The sequence below is a fragment of the Streptomyces sp. CC228A genome (assembly GCF_021390935.1).
Lineage (GTDB): Bacteria > Actinomycetota > Actinomycetes > Streptomycetales > Streptomycetaceae > Streptomyces.
On record NZ_JAJPUI010000001.1, the window covers coordinates 227967 to 246733 of the forward strand.

15 protein-coding genes and 1 pseudogene are annotated in these 18767 nt (G+C 74.7%); 7 read left to right on the plus strand and 9 right to left on the minus strand.

Annotated features, from left to right (window positions below):
• Positions 1–433: 433 nt before the first annotated feature.
• From L6E17_RS01000 to L6E17_RS01025, 6 genes and pseudogenes are all read right to left on the minus strand, one after another.
• Positions 434–1441 carry an L-threonylcarbamoyladenylate synthase gene (locus tag L6E17_RS01000; RefSeq protein WP_236238897.1) on the minus strand — a complete coding sequence of 336 codons (1008 nt, stop codon included), beginning with the start codon at positions 1439–1441 and terminating at the stop codon, positions 434–436.
• Positions 1442–1856: 415 nt separating this feature from the next.
• A complete protein-coding gene (locus tag L6E17_RS01005) occupies positions 1857–2057 on the minus strand; it encodes a DUF6011 domain-containing protein (RefSeq protein ID WP_236238898.1) in 201 nt (66 codons plus the stop codon).
• A 66-nt stretch (positions 2058–2123) separates the two neighbouring features.
• Complete coding sequence (locus L6E17_RS01010) at positions 2124–2951, minus strand: aldo/keto reductase (protein WP_236238899.1); 828 nt, start codon at positions 2949–2951, stop codon at positions 2124–2126.
• An 82-nt stretch (positions 2952–3033) separates the two neighbouring features.
• A pseudogene (locus L6E17_RS01015) lies at positions 3034–5349 on the minus strand (FtsX-like permease family protein).
• Between the two features lie 5 nt (positions 5350–5354).
• On the minus strand, positions 5355–6287 hold the full coding sequence (locus L6E17_RS01020) for an ABC transporter ATP-binding protein (RefSeq protein WP_236238900.1): 933 nt from the start codon (positions 6285–6287) through the stop codon (positions 5355–5357).
• Entirely contained in the window at positions 6284–6811 is a 528-nt protein-coding gene (locus L6E17_RS01025) for a PadR family transcriptional regulator (protein ID WP_236238901.1), read from the minus strand. Before L6E17_RS01025 ends, L6E17_RS01020 begins: the two co-directional genes overlap by 4 nt.
• A gap of 131 nt (positions 6812–6942) precedes the next feature.
• Between L6E17_RS01025 and L6E17_RS01030 the strand changes: the two genes are divergently transcribed.
• The 6 genes from L6E17_RS01030 to L6E17_RS01055 all read left to right on the plus strand — a co-directional run bounded on the left by L6E17_RS01030 (position 6943) and on the right by L6E17_RS01055 (position 14746).
• The gene (locus tag L6E17_RS01030; RefSeq protein ID WP_236238902.1) at positions 6943–8214 is read left to right on the plus strand and encodes an ABC transporter substrate-binding protein; all 1272 of its coding nucleotides are present in this window, start codon (positions 6943–6945) and stop codon (positions 8212–8214) included.
• A 582-nt stretch (positions 8215–8796) separates the two neighbouring features.
• Complete coding sequence (locus L6E17_RS01035) at positions 8797–10491, plus strand: glycoside hydrolase family 13 protein (RefSeq protein ID WP_236238903.1); 1695 nt, start codon at positions 8797–8799, stop codon at positions 10489–10491.
• Between the two features lie 43 nt (positions 10492–10534).
• Complete coding sequence (locus tag L6E17_RS01040) at positions 10535–11881, plus strand: ABC transporter substrate-binding protein (protein WP_236238904.1); 1347 nt, start codon at positions 10535–10537, stop codon at positions 11879–11881.
• A gap of 14 nt (positions 11882–11895) precedes the next feature.
• Positions 11896–13296 carry a carbohydrate ABC transporter permease gene (locus L6E17_RS01045; protein ID WP_236238905.1) on the plus strand — a complete coding sequence of 467 codons (1401 nt, stop codon included), beginning with the start codon at positions 11896–11898 and terminating at the stop codon, positions 13294–13296.
• Entirely contained in the window at positions 13293–14171 is an 879-nt protein-coding gene (locus L6E17_RS01050; RefSeq protein ID WP_236238906.1) for a carbohydrate ABC transporter permease, read from the plus strand. Before L6E17_RS01045 ends, L6E17_RS01050 begins: the two co-directional genes overlap by 4 nt.
• Positions 14172–14569: 398 nt before the next feature.
• Entirely contained in the window at positions 14570–14746 is a 177-nt protein-coding gene (locus L6E17_RS01055; RefSeq protein ID WP_236238907.1) for a hypothetical protein, read from the plus strand.
• Positions 14747–14914: 168 nt separating this feature from the next.
• On the opposite strand, the gene L6E17_RS01060 is transcribed toward L6E17_RS01055, so the two are convergent.
• The gene (locus tag L6E17_RS01060) at positions 14915–15799 is read right to left on the minus strand and encodes an IS982 family transposase (protein ID WP_236238908.1); all 885 of its coding nucleotides are present in this window, start codon (positions 15797–15799) and stop codon (positions 14915–14917) included.
• Positions 15800–15861: 62 nt separating this feature from the next.
• A complete protein-coding gene (locus L6E17_RS01065) occupies positions 15862–17088 on the minus strand; it encodes an acyl-CoA dehydrogenase family protein (protein ID WP_236238909.1) in 1227 nt (408 codons plus the stop codon).
• Between the two features lie 145 nt (positions 17089–17233).
• On the opposite strand from L6E17_RS01065, the gene L6E17_RS01070 reads away from it, so the two are divergent.
• Entirely contained in the window at positions 17234–17857 is a 624-nt protein-coding gene (locus L6E17_RS01070; RefSeq protein WP_236238910.1) for a TetR family transcriptional regulator, read from the plus strand.
• A gap of 319 nt (positions 17858–18176) precedes the next feature.
• Here the strand turns inward: L6E17_RS01070 and def are convergent, their stop codons facing one another.
• Positions 18177–18731, minus strand: a complete 555-nt coding sequence (gene def, locus L6E17_RS01075) for a peptide deformylase (protein WP_236238911.1) — start codon at positions 18729–18731, stop codon at positions 18177–18179.
• Positions 18732–18767 lie beyond the last annotated feature (36 nt).

Genomic DNA, 18767 nt, shown 5'->3' on the forward strand with positions numbered 1-18767 from the left:
CCCGCCGGCACGGACCACCGCGGCACACGGGCCGCCGCGGCACACGGACCGCCGCCGGCACCGGCCGCCGCGGCGCCAGGGCGCCCGCGCCACACGGACCGCCTCGGGACACGGGCCGCCTCGGGACACAGACCGCCTCGGCACGATGTCCGCAGCGACCGCTGACGCAGCCGGACGGCCGGTCCATGCCGCCGGCCGCGTCGGCCGCCCCGAGGGCGCGACACCGCGTCGAGCCGCGGGCGGCCGGCGCGGCTGCGGCTCCGCGCCGGCCGCCCTCAGCCCGAAGGCGCTGCTGCCTTCGGGCTGAGGGCGCGCGGTCCGCGCAGCACCACCGGAGGGCGAAGCCCCGGGTCAGGCTCATCAGGGCGTCGCCGCCCCCGCCTCCCCGTGACCGGCCTGGCGGCGGCCGCGCCGGTCCGGCGGGCCGAGCGGCTCAGGGCTCCCGCGGTGTCGCATCGCGCGGTCCGGCCGCCCGCCGCAGCCGGTCCGCGATGGCCAGGCCGATCCCGCGCGGCTCCGGCAACGACGCCACGACGACATCGCACCGGCGCCGGTCGAAGTGGCGCAGGAACTCGTACAGCCGGCGGGCGTACTCCTCGTCCGCGTGCGGGACCTCGACGACCACCTGCCCGGCAGGCGACGCGGAACGGGACGCGTACGCGGAAGGCAGCAGGACGCCGGGCCGGTGGCCCTTCTCCCGGAGCCGTTCCGCCTCGTCGACCACCCGGTCCGGTTCCACCAGGCAGACCCGGGCCCTCGGGGCGTAGTGCGAGGGGTGCTGGCCCGGAACCCGGACGGCGGCCTTGGCACCCACCCGCACCGGCACGCCCATGACCTTCGCGAGTTCCTCGCGTGCCACGCCGCCGGGACGCAGGATCACCGGCTCGTCCGTGAGGTCCAGGATGGTGGACTCGACACCGACCTCGCAGGGGCCGCCGTCCAGCACGTAGTCGACGTCGGCGCCCAGCCCCTCCACCACGTGGTCGGCCGTCGTGGGGCTCACATGGCCGAAGCGGTTGGCCGACGGCGCCGCGACACCCCCGCCGAAGGCGGTGAGCACGTCCAGGGCGGCCGGGTGGGCCGGCACCCGCAACGCGACGGTTTCCAGGCCGCCGGTGACCGCGTCGGGTACGCGCCGGCTCCGCCGGAGGACCAGGGTCAGCGGCCCCGGCCAGAAGCGCTCGGCGATACGGCGGGCAGGCTCCGGCACCTCCGCCGCCCAGTCGTCGAGCTGGTGCGCGCCGCCGATGTGCACGATGAGCGGATGGGTGGGCGGTCGCCCCTTCACCGCGAAGACGCGCTCCACCGCCCCCACGTTCTCGGCGTCCGCGCCGAGCCCGTACACGGTCTCCGTGGGGATGGCCACGAGGCCACCGGAACGCAGCGTCCGTACGGCCTGCTCCACTGCCGGGGACCCGCCGGACCAGCGCCCGGCGCTCATCGGGCGCTCCCCGCGACGGCTGCCCCGTACACCGCGGAAGGCACCGCTGGGCGCCGGACCACTCTGCGCACGGGCCGCCCGGCCCCGCCTGCCGAGAACGGCCGCGGGCCGCACGTCACGCTGCGGGAGGACGCCGCGTCCACCCTGCCGCCTACCGGGGAGGCCGGGGTGGTCGCTCTCCTCGACCCAGTACAAGCCACCTGTTGTCACCTTCCGCTCAGGACTGCCGCCCCCATTCTCCTGCATCACCCGCCGCCTTCTCCGACCGGCTGGTCGCCTTGCCGCCCGCTCGACCCGGGGCGGCTCGGAAGGGACGCCTTCCGCGGCCGCACCCGGCGCGCGTCGGCGCAGCACCCCAGGGGAGCCCCGGCCCGGCCGAGGACGGGGCTCCGGACGGGCCCCGGTGGTGCCGGGGTCACAGGCCCGGCAGCGGCTCCTGGTCGACCTCGTGGCGCCGCGGCCGGAGGTCGGGGCGCGCCGGGTGGAGTTTCGCGTCGCAGGACGGTCCGAGTCCGGTGCGGCGCGAGGTGCGGCCCGTGAGGGGCCGCCCGCACAGCCGGCACCGCATGGGGCGCAGCGCGGGGTCGGCGTCCGTCGGCAGGGCGTCGTCGTTCATGGCTCCTGTCTACCCGGTCGGGCCGGGCCGACCGCCTCCGCCCCGGCGCCGCGCGGGGGCGGTGGCTCAGCCGAAGTGGGCCGGGTCGGGGCCGAGCCGCCGGCCCTGGTCGAGGGACGCGAACGCCGCGAGGTCGTCGTCGTCCAGGGCGAAGCCGAAGACGTCGATGTTCTCCTCGATCCGCGAGGGGGTCACCGACTTGGGGATGACCACGTTGCCGAGCTGGAGGTGCCAGCGCAGCACCACCTGCGCCGGGGTGCGGCCGTGCTTGCGGGCGATGGCGCCGACCTGCGGGAGGTCCAGCAGGCCGCGGCCCTGGCCGAGCGGCGACCACGCCTCGGTGGCGATGCCGTGGCGGGCGTGGAAGGCGCGGCCCTCGGCCTGCGCGAGCTGCGGGTGCAGTTCGATCTGGTTGAGGACGGGCACCACGGACGTGGCGTCCAGGAGCCGCTCCAGGTGCTCGGGCAGGAAGTTCGACACGCCGATGGAGCGGGCGCGGCCGTCCGCGTGGATCTTCTCCATCGCCTTGTAGGTGTCGACGTAGGCGCCGCGGGACGGGACCGGCCAGTGGATCAGGTACAGGTCGACGTAGTCCAGGCCGAGCCGCTCCAGGGAGGCGTCGAAGGCGCGCAGCGTGGAGTCGTGGCCGTGGTCGCTGTTCCAGACCTTGGTGGTGACGAAGAGCTCCTCGCGGTCGATGCCGGAGGCGGCGATGGCCTGGCCGGTGCCGCGCTCGTTCTCGTAGACGGCGGCGGTGTCGATGCTGCGGTAGCCGGCCCGCAGGGCGGTGCCGACGGCCTCGGCGGCCTGGTCGTCCGGCACCTGCCAGACCCCGTAGCCGAGCTGGGGCATGGTGGCGCCGTTGTTGAGGGTGAGGGAGGGGACCGTGGTCACGTGGCGGCGATCCTTGCGTCGTCGTGGGCTGTCGCTGACACCCCGAACGGTACTCCGCGGCCCCGGGGACGGCCCGGAGTGCTCAGGCGACCGCGCTGAGGGTGTCCGCAGGCCGGCGGCGGGCGGCCCGCGCGGCGGGCAGCACCGCGAGGGCGGCGGCCCCCAGCACCGCGGCGGCCGACAGCGCCAGCAGGTACGGGACGGGCGGGCCGTGGGCGATGCCCGCACCGACGCCGCTGGTCCGGCCCTGGTGGTCGATGAGCCAGTGGGCCAGCGGCACGCCGAGCGCGGTCCCGGCGACGGCGGCGGCCAGGGCGGTGGCGGCGGCGGCGGTGACCGTGACAGCGGTGATCTGGCGGGGTGACAGGCCCATGGCCTTCAGCGCCAGCAGGTCCCGGCGGCTTTCCCGTACGGTGCCGCCGATGGCGGAGGACACCTCGGTCAGGCCGATCAGGGCGAGGACCGCGATGAGCCCGGCCACCACGCCGCGCAGCGAGGTGAGGCCGTCGGCGGGCCCGGCGACCTCGTGGAGGTCGAGCCGTCCCGCGGCCGCCTCGGCGAGTTCGGCGCGCACGGCGTGCGGGTCGGCGCCCGGCCGGATCCGTACGTGGTACAGCGCGGGCTGGAGCGCGGGGTCGTTCTCGCGGAGGGTGTCGAGCGACGTGGACACGACCCGGCCGCCGTTCTCCGGCTCGATGCTGCGGCCGACGAGGTGCAGCACCTGGGGGCGTCCGGCGACGGTGAGCCGCACCCAGTCCCCCACCTCGACGTCCAGCAGGTCGAGCAGGCCCTGCCCGGCGACAGCCTCGTCGGGTCCGTGCGCGGGGCGGCCCTCGACGACGGAGTACGGGTAGGGGTCCTGGCGGGTGCCGAGGCCGCGCAGCGCGATCGTGCCGGTCTGGCCGGGCACGAGGGCGGCGACCTCCAGCCCGCGGTGTGCCGCCACCACGTCGGGGCTGCGCTGGAGGAGGGCGCGGGCCTCGCGGTCGCCGACCCCTTCCGCGGGGCGCGCGGTGAGCGCTGCGGGCAGGCCCAGCCGCTCGGGCCGCGAGTCGAAGCGCTCGATGGTGGTCCAGGCGCCGAGCGCCACGGTGATCAGCAGGAGCGGCAGCCCGAGCCGGGCGACGGTGGCGGCGGCCCGCCCGCGGCGGCCGGGCCCGCCGCCGAAGGCGCGGTGCCAGCCGAGGACCAGGGCCGGCGGGACACCGGGCAGGGCGAGCGCCCGGCGGGACGCGCGGGACAGCCCCCGGCCGGCGGGCGGGGCGACCCCGTTGCCCGCCGGGACGGGCGGGACGCGGCGGCGCGCCACGCGGCGAGCCCGGTGGCGGCGCCGATGAGCAGCACGACCGCGCCGGGGACGCCGAGGAGCGCGGCGGTGTGCCCGGGCAGGCCCTGCCAGACGCCGACGGCGTCTCCGAGCCGCCCCGGCAGCCGCCCGCCGAGGGTCTGGACGAGCGCGGTGGCGAGCGCGGCGCCGAGGACCGCGTACGCCAGGTGCTGGACGAGGAAGGCGCGCACGACCTGGCCGGGGGTGAAGCCGACGGCCTTGAGGACGGAGATGTCCCGCAGGTGGCCGCGCACCCGGGTGCTGATGGCGCCGAAGACGGCGAGCGCGGCGGCGGCGAGCGCCCCGAGGCCGAAGAGGCCGAGGACCTGGCCGAGGAGCCGGGTGTCGCCCTGGGCTCCGTCGCGTGCCTCCTGCCACGGGGTGACGTCGGTGATGGCGCCCGCGCCGAGGGCGGTGACGGCGCGCTGCACGGCGTACGCGGTGTCGTCGGCGTCGGTGAGCCGCAGGCCGGTGACGCGGCCGGGCCGGCCGGGGGTGTCGCGCACGGCGGCGGGGGCGCCCAGACGGTGCCGGGGCGCTCGCCGGGCGTGTAGTGCGGCTCCGCGGTGTCGGCGATGCCGAGGACGGTGAGGGTGCGGCCGCCGGGCCCCGGGAGGGCCAGGCGGTCGCCGGGGCGGCGACCAGGGCGGCGGCGAGGCTGCCGTCGAGGACGACGCCGTCGGGCACGGCCGGGTCGAGCCAGCGTCCGGAGGTGAGCAGGGGGCGGCCGGTGGCGGGCGGGCCGCCGGGCTCGACCGCGCGCAGTTCGACCGCGGCGCGGGCGCCGCCGGCGGTGACGCTGGTGATGACGGTGTCGTACGGCCCCGCGGTGGCGGCGACGCCGTCGAGTGCGGCGAGCCGGGCCGGGTCGGCGGCGCGGGTGGTGTGCAGCCAGACGTGGGCGCCGTGGGACTGGGTGAAGATCCGCTGCCAGGGGTTGGTGGCGTAGCCGAAGAGGGCGGTGGCGAGCAGCAGGGACGCGACGATCCCCGCGGTGGCGGACACGAGGAAGAGCGCCTCCCCCCGGTGGTTCCGGGAGGTGGCGTGCGCCCAGCGCAGCATGGCCCGCACGGTCCTCAGTCCCTCAGCTCGACGACGCGGGCGGGGGTGGCTGCGGCGCCGGCGGCCGGGCCGGCGTCCAGGCGGGCGTCGTCGGTGATCCGGCCGTCGAAGAAGCTGATGACCCGGTCGGCGGCGCTGGCCAGCCGGGCGTCGTGGGTGACCAGGACGATGGTCTGGCCGCGCTGGTGGAAGCGGGACAGCAGCCGCATGACCTCGCGGGTGCCCTTGCTGTCGAGGCTGCCTGCGGGCTCGTCCGCGAGGAGCAGCCGCGGGTGGTTGACGAGGGCGCGGGCGAGGGCCACGCGCTGCTGCTCGCCGCCGGACAGCTCGCCGGGCATGCTGCGGGCCTTGGCGGTGAGGCCCAGCTCGGCGAGGAGTTCCTCGCGCTCTGCGCGTGCCTTCTTCGGGGCGGCCCCGGCGAGCAGGGCGGGGAGCTCGACGTTGTCGGCGACGGTGAGGTTCGAGACGAGGTTGAAGAACTGGAAGACGATGCCGATGCGGCGGCGCCGCTCGACGGCCCAGCGGGCCTCGCTGTAGGAGTCGGTGGACTCGCCGTCGAGGCGGAGGGTGCCGCCGTCCGGCCGCTGGAGCCCGCCGAGCAGGTGGAGGAGGGTGGACTTGCCCGCGCCGGAGGGGCCGGTGACGGCGACGAACTCGCCGTGGTGAACGGTCAGGTCGATGCCGCGGACGGCGTGGACGGGCCCGCCCTCGCCGCGGTGGGTCTTGGTGAGCCCCTCGGCCTCCAGCAGCGGGGCGGGAGCGGGGGATGCGGCGGTGCCGCCGGTGGCGCGGGCGCCCCTGTCGCCGGAGGCTCCGGAGGCTGAGGCGGGGGCGGAGCTGCCGGTCCCGCGGTGGGCTTCGGGGGCGGAGGCGGCGGCCTCGCCGGAGGCTCCGGCTGTGCCGGATATGCCGGGGTCGGCGGGGCCGGGCCGGTCCGTGGTGCTCATCGCCGCTGCTCCTCCAGCTCTTCCAGCTCCTCCTGGCAGCGCTCCAGCCAGTCCAGGTCGGCCTGCAGGTGCAGCATGGCGCCCTCGATGAGGAGGTGCGCCATCCGGTTGTCCCGGTTCTCGGTGGTGGCCAGCTTGGACAGGGTGCGCATGGTGTTGAGGTACTCGCGTCGCTGCTTGTTGATGAGGGTGATCTGGTCCGCGAGACCGGTACGGGGGGCGAGGGCGAGCTTCATGAAGAACTCGTCGCGGATCCGCGGCTCGTCCGCGGTCTCCTCGAACCAGGCGCGCAGCGCCTCCCGCCCGGCGGCGGTGAGACGGTAGATCTTCTTGTTGGGCCGGCTCGACTGGGCGACTTCCTCGCCCTCGATGAGTCCCGACTTCTCCAGCCGGCCGAGGGTCACGTAGATCTGGCCGACGTTGGGCTGAGGGTACGCGGCGCCCAGCAGTTGCTCAAGGTCCTGTTTGAGCTCGTACCCGTGGGCCGGCCCGCCGGCGAGGAGAGCGAGGAGCTGCATGCGCACTCGGGTGGCTCTCCTTCTGTCGCGATACGGGATCGATGTGCTCTGCGCCCTAGTATCGCCGAATGCCTAACAGGTATACATGCCCCTGACCTGACGACGCCGTCCGGTGCCAGTGCTCCAGGGAGGAACCTATGCGGTGGATGCGTGCCGCGGGTAGGGGGTTCCTTGCCGCGGTCCTGATCCTGACGGCCTCCGTGGCGTCGGCGGCCCCCGGCGGCGGGCGCGGCGAAGGACGCGGCCCGGTGACGCTGGCGACCGCCGGCGACCTGACCGGCTACCTGCGGCCGCTGCTGGACGACTGGAACGCGCGGCACCCGGGCGAGCAGGTCACGCTCGTGGAGCTGCCCGACTCGGCGGACGAGACCCGGGCCCAGATGGTCACCGACCTGCGGTCCGGCGAGGGCCGGTTCGACGTCCTCAACATCGATGTGGCGTGGACCTCCGAGTTCGCGGCGGCCGGGTGGATCGCGCCGCTGGAGGCGCGCCGCTTCCCGCTCGGCGCCCTGCTGCCGCCGGTCGTCGACACCGCCACGTACGGCGGGAAGCTGTACGCGGTCCCGTACGTGACCAACGCGGGCATGCTGTTCTACCGGTCCGACGTGCTGGCGGCGGAGGGCGAGCGGCCCCCGCGCACCTGGGCGGAGCTGGAGCGGCAGGCCGCGGCGCTCGCCCCGAGGCACGGGCTCGGCGGCTACGCGGGCCAGTTCCTGCCCTATGAGGGGCTGACGGTCAACACCGTGGAGGCCGTCTACTCGGCGGGCGGGGCGGTGCCGGGCACGGCCGGGGGCGGCGGCCGGACGGCCGGGGACGCGGCGGCCGCGCGGGCCGGGGTGGACTTCCTGGCGCGCGGTGTCCGCGACGGATGGATCCCGCGCGAGGCCCTGGCGTACACGGAGGAGGAGTCGCGCCGGGCGTTCCAGGACGGGAGGCTGCTCTTCCTGCGGAACTGGCCCTACGCCTGGGCGGCCGCGGCCGGGCCCGGTTCGCGGGTGGCCGGGCGCTTCGGAGCCGTACCGCTGCCGGGGGCCGACGGGCCGGGCACGAGCGTGCTGGGCGGGTCGAACCTGGCGGTGAGCGAACGGGCGCGGCACCCCGGGACCGCGGCGGAGCTGATCGCGTACCTGACGAGCGAGCCGGTGCAGCGGCGGGTCCTCACGGAGGGCGCCCTGCCGCCGGTGCGGGCCGCGCTGTACGAGGACGCCGAGCTGGTGCGGGCCTTCCCGTACCTGCCGGCGCTGCGGGAGAGCGTGCTGGCGGCCCGCCCGCGCCCGAAGAGCCCGCGGTACGGCCAGGTGAGCCTGGTGGTCCAGGCGGTGATGCACGACGTGCTGGCGCAGCGCCAGTCGCCCGAGGCGGCGGTACGGCGGATGACGGCGGAGCTGGAGGCGCTGGCAGCCCGCTGAGGCCCGGCGGCGCCGTCCCGGCGGTCACCTGACCCGCCGCCCCTCGGGACGCCTGGCGTCCCCGGGGTGCGGCAGCGCCTCGGAGCGCGGACGCGTCCTCGGGGCGCGGCGGCGCCTCGGAGCGCGGACGCGTCCTCGGGGCGCGGCGGCGGGACCGGCGGCGGGTGCCGGCGGAGGTCCGGCGGCGGTCCGGCGGAGGATGGAGCGGCTGCCGGTGCCGCGGGCGGCCACCGGCGGCCCGCGCCGCCCCGCGGGGTTCGGCAGCCGCGCCGCCCCGCGATGGTGCGGCCGCGGCGGCGCCCCGCACGGCGCGGCGGCTGCGGACGGGCGCCTGGCGTCGCGAGGGCCGTATGAGGCCCGTTCATGGCCGAGCCACCCCACCCCTATTTACCTGTTAGGCATGCCGGGCGCCTCCAGGCTGCCGGTTTCCGAGGGGACAAACCGGGTCATTTCCTGGTAACTCGCCAGTGTTTATTACATCGTCGTTGACTTCTGATGAACCCAGCTACCTAACATGCATGCATAACCGCTGCCCTTGCTCGGGCAGCGTGCACCCTTCACGCAGAAACAGGTCAACGGGTGATGCTCACAGCCCCGGCTGGCGACGGCCTCTCGCACCGCTCCACGCAGACGCACTCCTGGTGGCGCGACGCGGTGATCTACCAGGTGTACGTCCGCAGCTTCCTGGACAGCACCGGCGACGGGATCGGCGACCTCGCCGGTGTCCGCAGCGGCCTGCCGTACCTCAAGAAACTGGGCGTGGACGGCATCTGGCTCAGCCCCTTCTACCCCTCGCCGCAGCACGACCACGGCTACGACGTCGCCGACTACTGCGACGTGGACCCGGTCTACGGCGACCTCGACGAGTTCGGCCGGCTCGTCGCCGACGCGCACCGGCTGGGGATCCGGGTGCTGCTCGACATCGTCCCGAACCACTGCTCCAGCGAGCACCCGTGGTTCCGCGAGGCGCTCGCCGGCGGCCCCGGCAGCGACGCCCGCGGCCGGTTCCACTTCGCGGAGGGCCGGGGCCCGGGCGGCGACCTGCCGCCCAACAACTGGCACGCCATGTTCGGCGGCCCGGCCTGGAGCCGGGTCACCGAGCAGGACGGCACGCCCGGCCAGTGGTACCTGCACATGTTCACGCCCGAGCAGCCCGACCTGAACTGGCGCAACCCCGAGGTGCCCGCCCACTTCGAGGAGGTGCTCCGCTTCTGGCTCGACCGGGGGGTGGACGGCTTCCGGATCGACGTGGCCGCAGGGCTGTTCAAGCACCCGGACCTGCCCGACTCCGACGACCCGGAGGCCGACGCCCGCACCCGCGACTCCGTCAACCCGCTGGCCTGGAACCAGCCCGAGGTGCACGACGTGTGGCGCCGGTGGCGCACGGTGTGCGAGGAGTACACGGCGCGCGACGGCCGGGAACGGCTGCTGGTCGGCGAGGTGTCCGTGCCCACCGCCCGCGAGCACGCGCTGTACGTGCGCCCCGACGAGCTGCACCAGGCGTTCTTCTTCGACCTGCTCGGCGCCCCCTGGGACGCGGCCGCGTTCCGCGGGGTCATCGACGAGGCGCTGCGCGACATCGCCGGCACCGGTTCCAGCGTCACGTGGGTGCTCAACAACCACGACCAGGTGCGCACGGTGACCCGGTACGGCGAGTCCGGCACGGAGGGCAGCGGCCTCGGCGCCGCCCGCGCCCGCGCCGCCGCGCTGCTGATGCTGGCGCTGCCCGGCGCCGCGTACGTCTACCAGGGCGAGGAGCTCGGGCTGCCGGAGGTCGTGGACCTGCCGGACGAGGTCCTCACCGACCCGATCTTCCACCGCACCGGCAGCCGCGCCCGGATCCGCGACGGGTGCCGGGTCCCGCTCCCCTGGTCCGGGCACGCCTCGCCCTTCGGGTTCAGCGCCGGAGCGGAGGCGCGGCCCTGGCTGCCGCAGCCGTCCTGGTTCGCCGAGCACGCCACCGACCGGGCGCTCGCCGACACCCGCTCCTTCTGGCACCTGTACCGGGACGGGCTCCAGCTGCGGCGCGGCCTGCCGCAGCTGGGCGAGGGCCCCCTGCGCTGGCTGGAGGCGCCGCCGGACGTCCTCGCCTTCGAGCGGGGCGACGGCCTGGTGTGCGCCGTGAACTTCGGCACCGCGCCCGTGCCCGCCCCCGTCCCCGGATCGCCGCTGCTGGCCAGCGGGCCGTGCCCGCCCGGGGCGCTGCCCGGTGCCACCGCCGCCTGGTGGATCACCGACCGCACCACCAGTCCCCCGTCCGCCTCCCTGTCCGCGTAGGTCCCTCGCAAGTCCCTCGTAACTCCCCGCGAAAGGTACGAAGATGATGAGACGACGCTTCCTGAAGACGGCGTGCTGCTCGGCCCTCACCGCCGCGCTGGCCCTCGGCGCCACCGCGTGCGGCGGCGACCCGGTCGGCACCGCGAGCGGTGGCGAGAAGGCGCTGTCCGGGCAGACCCTCACCGTCGCCGGCGTCTGGTCGGGCACCGAGCAGAAGAACTTCCAGAAGGTGCTGGACGCCTTCACCGAGCAGACCGGGGCGAAGACCCGCTTCGTCTCCACGGGCGACAACGTGTCCACCGTCGTCGGCAGCAAGATCGAGGGCGGCAACGCCCCCGACGTGGTGATGGTCCCCCAGGTCGGCGTGCTCCAGCAGTTCGCGAAGAACAAGTGGCTCGCGCCGCTGTCGAAGTCCGCCGAGAAGACGGTCGACGCGAACTTCGCACCCGTCTGGAAGGGCTACGGCTCCGTGGACGGCACGCTGTACGGCCTCTACTTCAAGGCCGCGAACAAGTCGACCGTCTGGTACGACCCCGCGGCCCTGGACACCGCCGGTGTGAAGCCCCCGAAGACGTACGACGAGATGCTCACCGCGGCCCGCACCGTCGCCGACTCCGGCGTTCCTGCGTTCGCCGTGGCCGGCGAGGACGGCTGGACGCTCACCGACTGGTTCGAGAACGTCTACCTGTCGCAGGCCGGCCCCCAGAAGTACGACCAGCTCGCCAAGCACGAGATCCCGTGGACGGACCCGACGGTCGTCGAGGCCCTCAGGACCCTCGCCAGGCTGTTCTCCGACGACAAGCTGCTGGCCGGCGGCAGGAAGGGCGCGCTCGCCACCGACTTCCCCGGCTCCGTCGAGAAGGTCTTCGGCCCGAAGCAGGAGGCCGGGATGGTGTACGAGGGCGACTTCGTCGCCGGTGTCGCGAAGGACGAGTTCGGCCGGAAGATCGGCGAGGACGCGGACTTCTTCCCCTTCCCCGCGGTCGGCGGGGGCGAGGCGCCGGTGGTCAGCGGCGGTGACGCGGCGGTCGTCCTGAAGGACGGCAGGAACCAGAAGGCCGCCATGGCCCTCCTGGAGTTCCTGGCGACGCCCGAGGCCGCAGCCGTCTGGGCCGCCGAGGGCGGATTCATCTCCCCGAACAAGGCCCTGGACCTCGGGGCGTACGGCGACGCGACCCTGCGGGCCACCGCCAAGTCCCTGGTGGACGCCGGGGACACCGTCCGCTTCGACATGTCGGACCAGGCCCCGGCGGCGTTCGGCGGCACCAAGGGCGCGGGCGAGTGGAAGATCCTCCAGGACTTCCTGCGCGACCCGTCGAAGCCCGAGGCGACGGCGGCCGCGCTGGAGGCGGCCGCGGCCAAGGCCTACGGCTCCGCGAACCAGGGCTGAGGCGGCGCTCCCCCATGACCACAGTCACCCGTTCCCCCCGGCGCGGCACCGCGCCCGCGGAGGCGACCGCCCGGGCAGCCGCCCGGCGCGGCGCCGGCGCGGACCCGCGGCGCCGCGCCGGGCGGCGCCGGCGCGTCATCGCCGTCGCCTTCGTCCTGCCGGCGCTGCTGCTGCTCGGCGCGCTGGTGGTGTACCCGGTCCTCTTCTCGGTCGGCCGGAGCCTCTTCGACGCGTCCGGCACCCGCTTCGTGGGCGGCGGCAACTACGTCGAGATGTTCCGCGACCCGGCCACGCTGAGGGCCATCCGCAACAGCACGATCTGGGTCGTCGTGGCCCCCACCCTGCTGACCGGCCTCGGGCTGGTCCTGGCGGTGCTGGTGGAGAAGATCCGCTGGGCGGCGGCCTTCAAGGTGCTGCTGTTCCTGCCCATGGCGGTGTCGTTCCTGGCGGCGGGCATCATCTTCCGCCTCGCGTACGAGGAGGACCCGGACAAGGGCGTCCTGAACGCGGCGGTCGTGGGCGTCCACGACCTGGTCGAGGACGGCTCGCCGTACCCCGGCGCGCGGGCCCGCGAGGGCGAGTCCGTGCGGAAGGCCCCGGGCGGCGCCTACGAGACGGCCGCGGCCCTCTCGCCGGGCGCGGCGCCGGTGGCCCTGCCGCTGGTCGGCGTGAAGCCGCAGGACGTGCCCGCGGCGGCGCGCCCGGCGGCGCAGGCGGCCTCGGCCCCGGCGGCGGCCGGGGAACTGCGCGGCGTGGTGTACCTGGACTTCACCCCGGGCGGCGGGGGGCGCCCGGGCGAGGTGGACGCCGAGGAGTCCGGCCTGCCGGGCGTCGCCGTGGAAGCGGTGCGGGACGGCGCGGCGGTGGCGTCGGCGACGACGGCCGCGGACGGCTCCTTCGCCTTCACGGGCCTGGAGGCGTCCGGCGGTTACGCGCTGCGCCTGCCGGAAGCGAACTTCGCCGCGCCGTACACGGGGGTGTCCTGGCTGGGGCCCGCGCTGGTGACGCCCGCCATCATCGGGGCGTACCTGTGGATCTGGACCGGCTTCGCGATGGTGCTGATCGGTGCGGGCCTGTCGGCGCTGCCGCGGGACGCGCTGGAGGCGGCGCGGATGGACGGCGCGAACGAGTGGCAGATCTTCCGCCGGATCACGGTGCCCCTGCTGGCGCCGGTGCTGACGGTGGTCTTCGTCACGCTGGTCATCAACGTGATGAAGGTCTTCGACCTCATCTACATCATCGCGCCGGGGCCGGTGCAGCAGGACGCCACGGTGCTGGCCACGCAGATGTGGCTGGTGTCGTTCGGCGGCGGGAACGACCAGGGCCTGGGCAGTGCGCTGGGCGTGCTGCTCCTGCTGCTGGTGATCCCGGCGATGGTCTTCAACGTACGCCGCTTCCGCAGGAGCCAGTCATGAGCGCCGCAGCGACCGCCCCCGTGAGGACCACCGGACCCCGCCGGCTGCGCCGCTGGCTCGGCAACGGCGTGGTGCAGGCGTTCCTGCTGCTGGTGGGGCTGGTGTGGATCACCCCCGTGGCGGGGCTGCTGGTGTCGTCGCTGCGTTCGGCGGCGGACAGCTCGTCGAGCGGCTGGTGGACCGCGCTGGCGGACCCGGGCCAGTTGTCGTTCGCGAACTACGCGGCGCTGCTGGACAACGCGGGCATGACCGCGGCGTTCTGGAACACGGTCCTGATCTCGGTTCCGGCGACGGGGCTGGTCGTGGGCCTCGCGGCGCTGGCCGGCTACGCCTTCGCGTGGCTGGAGTTCCCGGGCCGGGACTGGCTGTTCCTGCTCGTGGTGGCCCTGCTGGTGGTGCCGGTGCAGGTCGGGCTGCTGCCGGTGGCGAAGCTCTTCGGGGCGGTGGGGCTGTTCGGCACGATCCCGGGCGTGGTCCTGTTCCACGTGGCGTACGGCCTGCCCTTCGCGATCTTCCTGCTGCGCAACTACTTCGCCGAGATACCGAAGGAGATGCTGGAGGCGGCGCGGATGGACGGCGGGGGCGAGTGGCGCATCTTCACGCGCCTCGTGCTGCCGGTCGGGCGCCCGGCGATCGCGAGCCTGGCCATCTTCCAGTTCCTGTGGGTGTGGAACGACATGCTGGTGGCACTGCTGTTCGCGGACTCGCAGTCGCAGCCGCTGACCGTGGAGCTCCAGTCGCAGGTGCGGCAGTTCGGCAGCAACATCGACGTGCTGGCCCCCGGTGCGTTCCTGTCGCTGGTGGTGCCGCTGGTGGTGTTCCTCGCGTTCCAGCGCCACTTCGTGCAGGGCGTGATGGCCGGCTCGGTGAAGTAGCCGCGGGGCGGGGCTTCCCCGTCCCCCGTGCTCAGCGCCTTCGCCGCGCCCCGGGCGGCGGATGCACACGGACGGCGCCCCGCTCGGGGGGCGCCGTCCAGGCGTGCCGGGGTGGCGGCGGCGCCGTCCAGGCGGGCCGGGGCGGCGGGGGCACCGCCCCGCGGGCCGGGCCGCGGGGCGGCGGTGACGCGTACGGGCTGCCGCGGGTCGCGCGGGTCGGCGGGACGCTTACGGGCTGCCCGCTCGACGCGGGACCGAAGGGCGCTCGAAGCCGCCTCGCGGGGCGCTTGAGGGGGCCTGGCCTGGGCGCTCGAAGGGGCCTGGCGCAGCGCGTGTGAATGGTCACGTTCGAGGGTAGGAGCGCGGAACGGCTGGTTCCGGCCAGTACGCTGAACGGCATGTCCCAGTCCCCCATGCACCACGACAGGCCCGACGCCGACGCCCTGAACGCCGCGATCCGCGAGCTCTGGGCACGTTCGGGCGGAACCCTGTCGGCGGACGGGCAGCGGATCTACCAGGCCCTGATCAAGGCATGGGCCGCCACCCAGCAGGGCGACATCGCGCCCGCCGCGTAACGACCCGCCGGAACGGGGCGCCCGCCCCGTTCCTCCCGCCCCGCCGACGACCCGGCCGGCCGCCGGATCCGCACGGGTCCCCCGTGCGACGCCGCGGCCGGCCTCTGACCGTCCCCCGTACGGGTACGCCGCCGGCCCGACCCGCCTAGATGAATGAGTCCGATGTCTTCAGTGGTCGTAGGCGATCAGTGATCGCTTGACGGGGGCGTTGGTGGCCCAGTTGTGCCAGATGCCGGCGGCGAGGGCGAGGAGTCGTTGGCCGGTGCGGGCGAAGACTCCGGCCGGGGTTCTGCCGCCGTGCTGTTCGAGGCTGAGCTGGCCCTTGAGGGTGTCGATGACGGCTTCGATCCACTGCCGGACCCGGGCGATCTTTCCGTGCCGGGCCGGTTCGTCCTCGCGGTCCGGCCGCACCAGATGAACCCCGAGCCGCTCGGAGCAGAACGCTTCGAACTCCTTCCCGGCGAAGCCCTTGTCGGCGAGGATCACCTGTCCTTGGCGGACGAGGTGGTGGTCGCGTTCGAGTAGCGCGGCCATCACCTCCCGTTCGCCGATCTTGGGGTTGGCCAGGCACCAGGTGACGGGCATGCCTTCGGCGGTGGTGACCAGGTAGAGGCGGAAGCCCCAGAAGAAGCGGGAGTGGCTGCGGCAGTAGCCGTACCCGCAGTGTCCGGCCAGGTCGGAGCGTTTGACGGTCTCGCGGGAGGCCGCGCAGGGCAGCGGGGTGGAGTCGATCAGCCGCAGGTCGTCGTTCCAGGTCGGCACCTGCCGGGCCAGTGCCTCGATCACGCGGCTGATCAGGGGGCCTGCGGCGTTGAGGCGCTTGTTGTAGGCGGACTGCTGGGGCAGGTAGCGGAACAGGTGGCCGAGGCGGGCGTGGGCGAAGCGGATCCAGTGCCGGGCCGAGGGAAAACCGAGCAGGACCTGGGCGACCGCCAGGCACAGCAGTTCGGCGTCCGTCAGTTTCGGGGGTCGCCCGATCCGGCGACAAGGCGCCACATGGTCGTCGATGAACACGTACAGTGCCGCCAGAAGGGCGTCCAGGTTTGTCTTCACACACTGACCAACGGGCGCCCTTCGCCATGGTCGCGACCAGCACGAACATCGGACTCATTCATCTAGCGGATGGCCACCCCCGACAGGGTGCGCGCGATGACGAGGCGCTGGATCTCGCTGGTGCCCTCGAAGATCGTGTAGATCGCGCTGTCCCGGTGCATGCGCTCGACCGGGTACTCCCGGGTGTAGCCGTTGCCGCCGAGTATCTGGACGGCCTGGGCGGTGACGTCCTTGGCCACCTCGCTGGCGTACAGCTTGGACATGGAGCCCTCGGCGTTCTCGAAGGGCCTGCCGGCGGTCGCCATCCAGGAGGCGCGCCAGACCAGCAGCCGCGCCGCGTCGATCCGGGTGCGCATGTCGGCGAGCTGGAAGGCGACGCCCTGGTTGTCGATGATCGGGCGGCCGAACTGCCTGCGGGTCTTCGCGTAGTCGAGGGCGACCTCGTACGCGGCGCGGGCGGTGCCCACGGCCATGGCGCCGACGGCGGGGCGGGACGCCTCGAACGTCGCCATGGCGGCGTTCTTCACGCGCTCCCCGCCCTCCTTCGCCTTCTCGCGGGCCCGGGCGAGCCGCTCGTCCAGCTTCTCCTTGCCGCCGAGCAGGCAGGAGCCGGGGACGCGGACGTCCTCCAGGACCACCTCGGCGGTGTGGGAGGCGCGGATGCCGTGCTTCTTGAACTTCTGGCCCTGCGAGAGCCCCGGGGTGCCCGGTGGGATGATGAAGGAGGCATGCCCCTTCGAGCCGAGGTCGGCGTCCACGACGGCCACCACCACGTGCACGTGGGCGATGCCGCCGTTCGTGGCCCAGGTCTTGGTGCCGTTGAGCACCCACTCGTCCTTGGCCTGGTCGTAGACGGCACGGGTGCGCATCGAGGCGACGTCGGAGCCCGCGTCGGGCTCGGAGGAGCAGAAGGCGGCCACCTTCACGTCGTCGGTGTCGCCGTACATCTGCGGGAGCCAGGTCCCGACCTGCTCCTCGGTGCCGTTGGCGAGGACGCCCACGGCGGCGAGGCCGGTGCCGACGATGGAGAGGGCGATGCCCGCGTCGCCCCAGAACAGCTCCTCCATGGTCATCGGGATGCCGAGGCCCGTGGGGTCGAAGAACTGCTGGGCGTAGAAGTCGAGCGAGTAGATGCCGACCTTCGCGGCCTCCTGGATGACCGGCCAGGGCGTCTCCTCCCGCTCGTCCCACTCGGCGGCCGCGGGCCTGATCACGTCCCTGGCGAAGCCGTGCAGCCAGTCCCGGACCTGCTTCTGGTCCTCGTTGAGCTCGAACGTGAACTCGGCCATGGTGTCCCTCCGGCGGGCATGAGCGTTACTTGCGGTAACCACAGTCTGTTACCGGCAGGTAAAAGCTGTCAACCGGCGTCGTGGCCGGAGGGGGTGTTACGTTGCGCTGGCCTGAAGGAACATGTGAAGGGCGGGGAGAGACGCTATGGACACCACCCACCGGACCGAGCAGCAGCGGTCGGCCGAGCAGCGGCGGCGCGAACTGCTGGAGGCGGCCGACCGCGTGGTCCTCCGCGACGGCCCGCAGGCCTCCATGAACGCCATCGCCGCCGAGGCCGGCATCACCAAGCCGATCCTCTACCGCCACTTCGGCGACAAGGGCGGCCTGTACAGCGCCCTGGCCAAGCGCCACACCGACGCCCTGCTCGCCGCGCTGCGCGCCGCCCTGGACGCCCCCTCGGAGCGGCGCCGGCGGGTGGAGGCCACCCTCGACACGTACCTCGCCGCGATCGAGGCGCGGCCCCAGGTGTACCGCTTCCTGATGCACCCCGGCGACGACACGGGCCTGGGCCGGCACTCGGCGCCGCTGCTGCGCCGCATGGGCGAGGAGCTGGCGGACGTCATCGCGGAGCGGATCGAGCTGGGCGACGGCGGAGAGGTGCTGGCCCGCGCGTGGGGCCACGGCATCGTCGGCATGATGCACGCCGCCGGGGACTGGTGGCTCGGCGAGCGGCCCTGCGCCCGCGCCGCACTCGTCTCCTCGCTGGCGGACCTGCTGTGGGGCCGGCTGGCCGCCGCCGACGACCGCAAGGACGGCCCGGGCTTCTGACCCGGGGCGGCACCCGCCCGTGACGGGACGGCCGGGCCCGGCACCCCGCACCCCTGCCCGCGGGCACCCGGATCCACGCCGGACGACGGCGCCGACGCCGACGCCCCGAACCCTCGACCGGGCGCCCCGCACGCCCCCCACCGGCCCCTTCGCTGAGCGGATCCGCCGTGCGGAAGGCCGACAGCGCGGTCACCCGCGGGACTTCACCCGTCCGCCACCGTCACAGCGGGGCCCATCCGATCCGACGCGCCGTCAAGCAGGCGCGTGGCAGCGGGCCGGGACCCTTCGGGCCGGACGTCCGGACGCCCGGGCGGCAGTGTCAGGCGACCGGGCCGCGGCCGCCCCAGGGTGTGCGGCGGGCGGCGCGCAGCAGGCGGGTGCGGCGCCAGCCGGTGAGGCGGTCGGGGTAGACGAGGCCGTCCACGTGGTCGCATTCATGCTGCAGGCAGCGGGCGAAGAAGCCGGTGCCCTCCACCCGCACGGGCTCGCCGCGGACGGTGACGCCCTCCACCACCGCGTGGTCGTGGCGCGCCGTCCCGGCCTCCAGGCCGGGCAGGGACAGGCAGCCCTCGGGGCCGCGGACCAGCGGGCCGTCGGCGGCGACCAGACGGGGGTTGACGACGTGGCCGAGGTGGCGGACGTCCTCGTCGTCGGGGCAGTCGTAGACGAAGACCCGCAGGCCGACCCCCACCTGGTTCGCCGCGAGCCCGACGCCGTTCGCGGCGTACATCGTGGCGAACATGTCCTCCACCAGCCCGGCCAGGGACGGGCCGAAGTCGGTGACGGGCTCGCAGGGGCTGTGCAGCACCGGAGCGCCGTGGAGGGTCATGGCCCGCACGGCGCCGGAACTGCCGGGGATCGGCCGGTTTCGCATGGCGTTCAGCCTACGGTCCCGGTCTGACCGGCGGGT

Coding starts and splice junctions, on each gene's coding strand:
- L6E17_RS01045 (WP_236238905.1), top strand. CDS start 11,896: ATGACCACAGTCACCCGTTCCCCCCGGCGCGGCACCGCGCCCGCGGAG.
- L6E17_RS01055 (WP_236238907.1), top strand. CDS start 14,570: ATGTCCCAGTCCCCCATGCACCACGACAGGCCCGACGCCGACGCCCTG.
- L6E17_RS01065 (WP_236238909.1), bottom strand. CDS start 17,088: ATGGCCGAGTTCACGTTCGAGCTCAACGAGGACCAGAAGCAGGTCCGG.
- L6E17_RS01020 (WP_236238900.1), bottom strand. CDS start 6,287: ATGAGCACCACGGACCGGCCCGGCCCCGCCGACCCCGGCATATCCGGC.
- L6E17_RS01050 (WP_236238906.1), top strand. CDS start 13,293: ATGAGCGCCGCAGCGACCGCCCCCGTGAGGACCACCGGACCCCGCCGG.
- L6E17_RS01040 (WP_236238904.1), top strand. CDS start 10,535: ATGATGAGACGACGCTTCCTGAAGACGGCGTGCTGCTCGGCCCTCACC.
- def (WP_236238911.1), bottom strand. CDS start 18,731: ATGCGAAACCGGCCGATCCCCGGCAGTTCCGGCGCCGTGCGGGCCATG.
- L6E17_RS01030 (WP_236238902.1), top strand. CDS start 6,943: ATGCGGTGGATGCGTGCCGCGGGTAGGGGGTTCCTTGCCGCGGTCCTG.
- L6E17_RS01070 (WP_236238910.1), top strand. CDS start 17,234: ATGGACACCACCCACCGGACCGAGCAGCAGCGGTCGGCCGAGCAGCGG.
- L6E17_RS01000 (WP_236238897.1), bottom strand. CDS start 1,441: ATGAGCGCCGGGCGCTGGTCCGGCGGGTCCCCGGCAGTGGAGCAGGCC.
- L6E17_RS01035 (WP_236238903.1), top strand. CDS start 8,797: ATGCTCACAGCCCCGGCTGGCGACGGCCTCTCGCACCGCTCCACGCAG.
- L6E17_RS01005 (WP_236238898.1), bottom strand. CDS start 2,057: ATGAACGACGACGCCCTGCCGACGGACGCCGACCCCGCGCTGCGCCCC.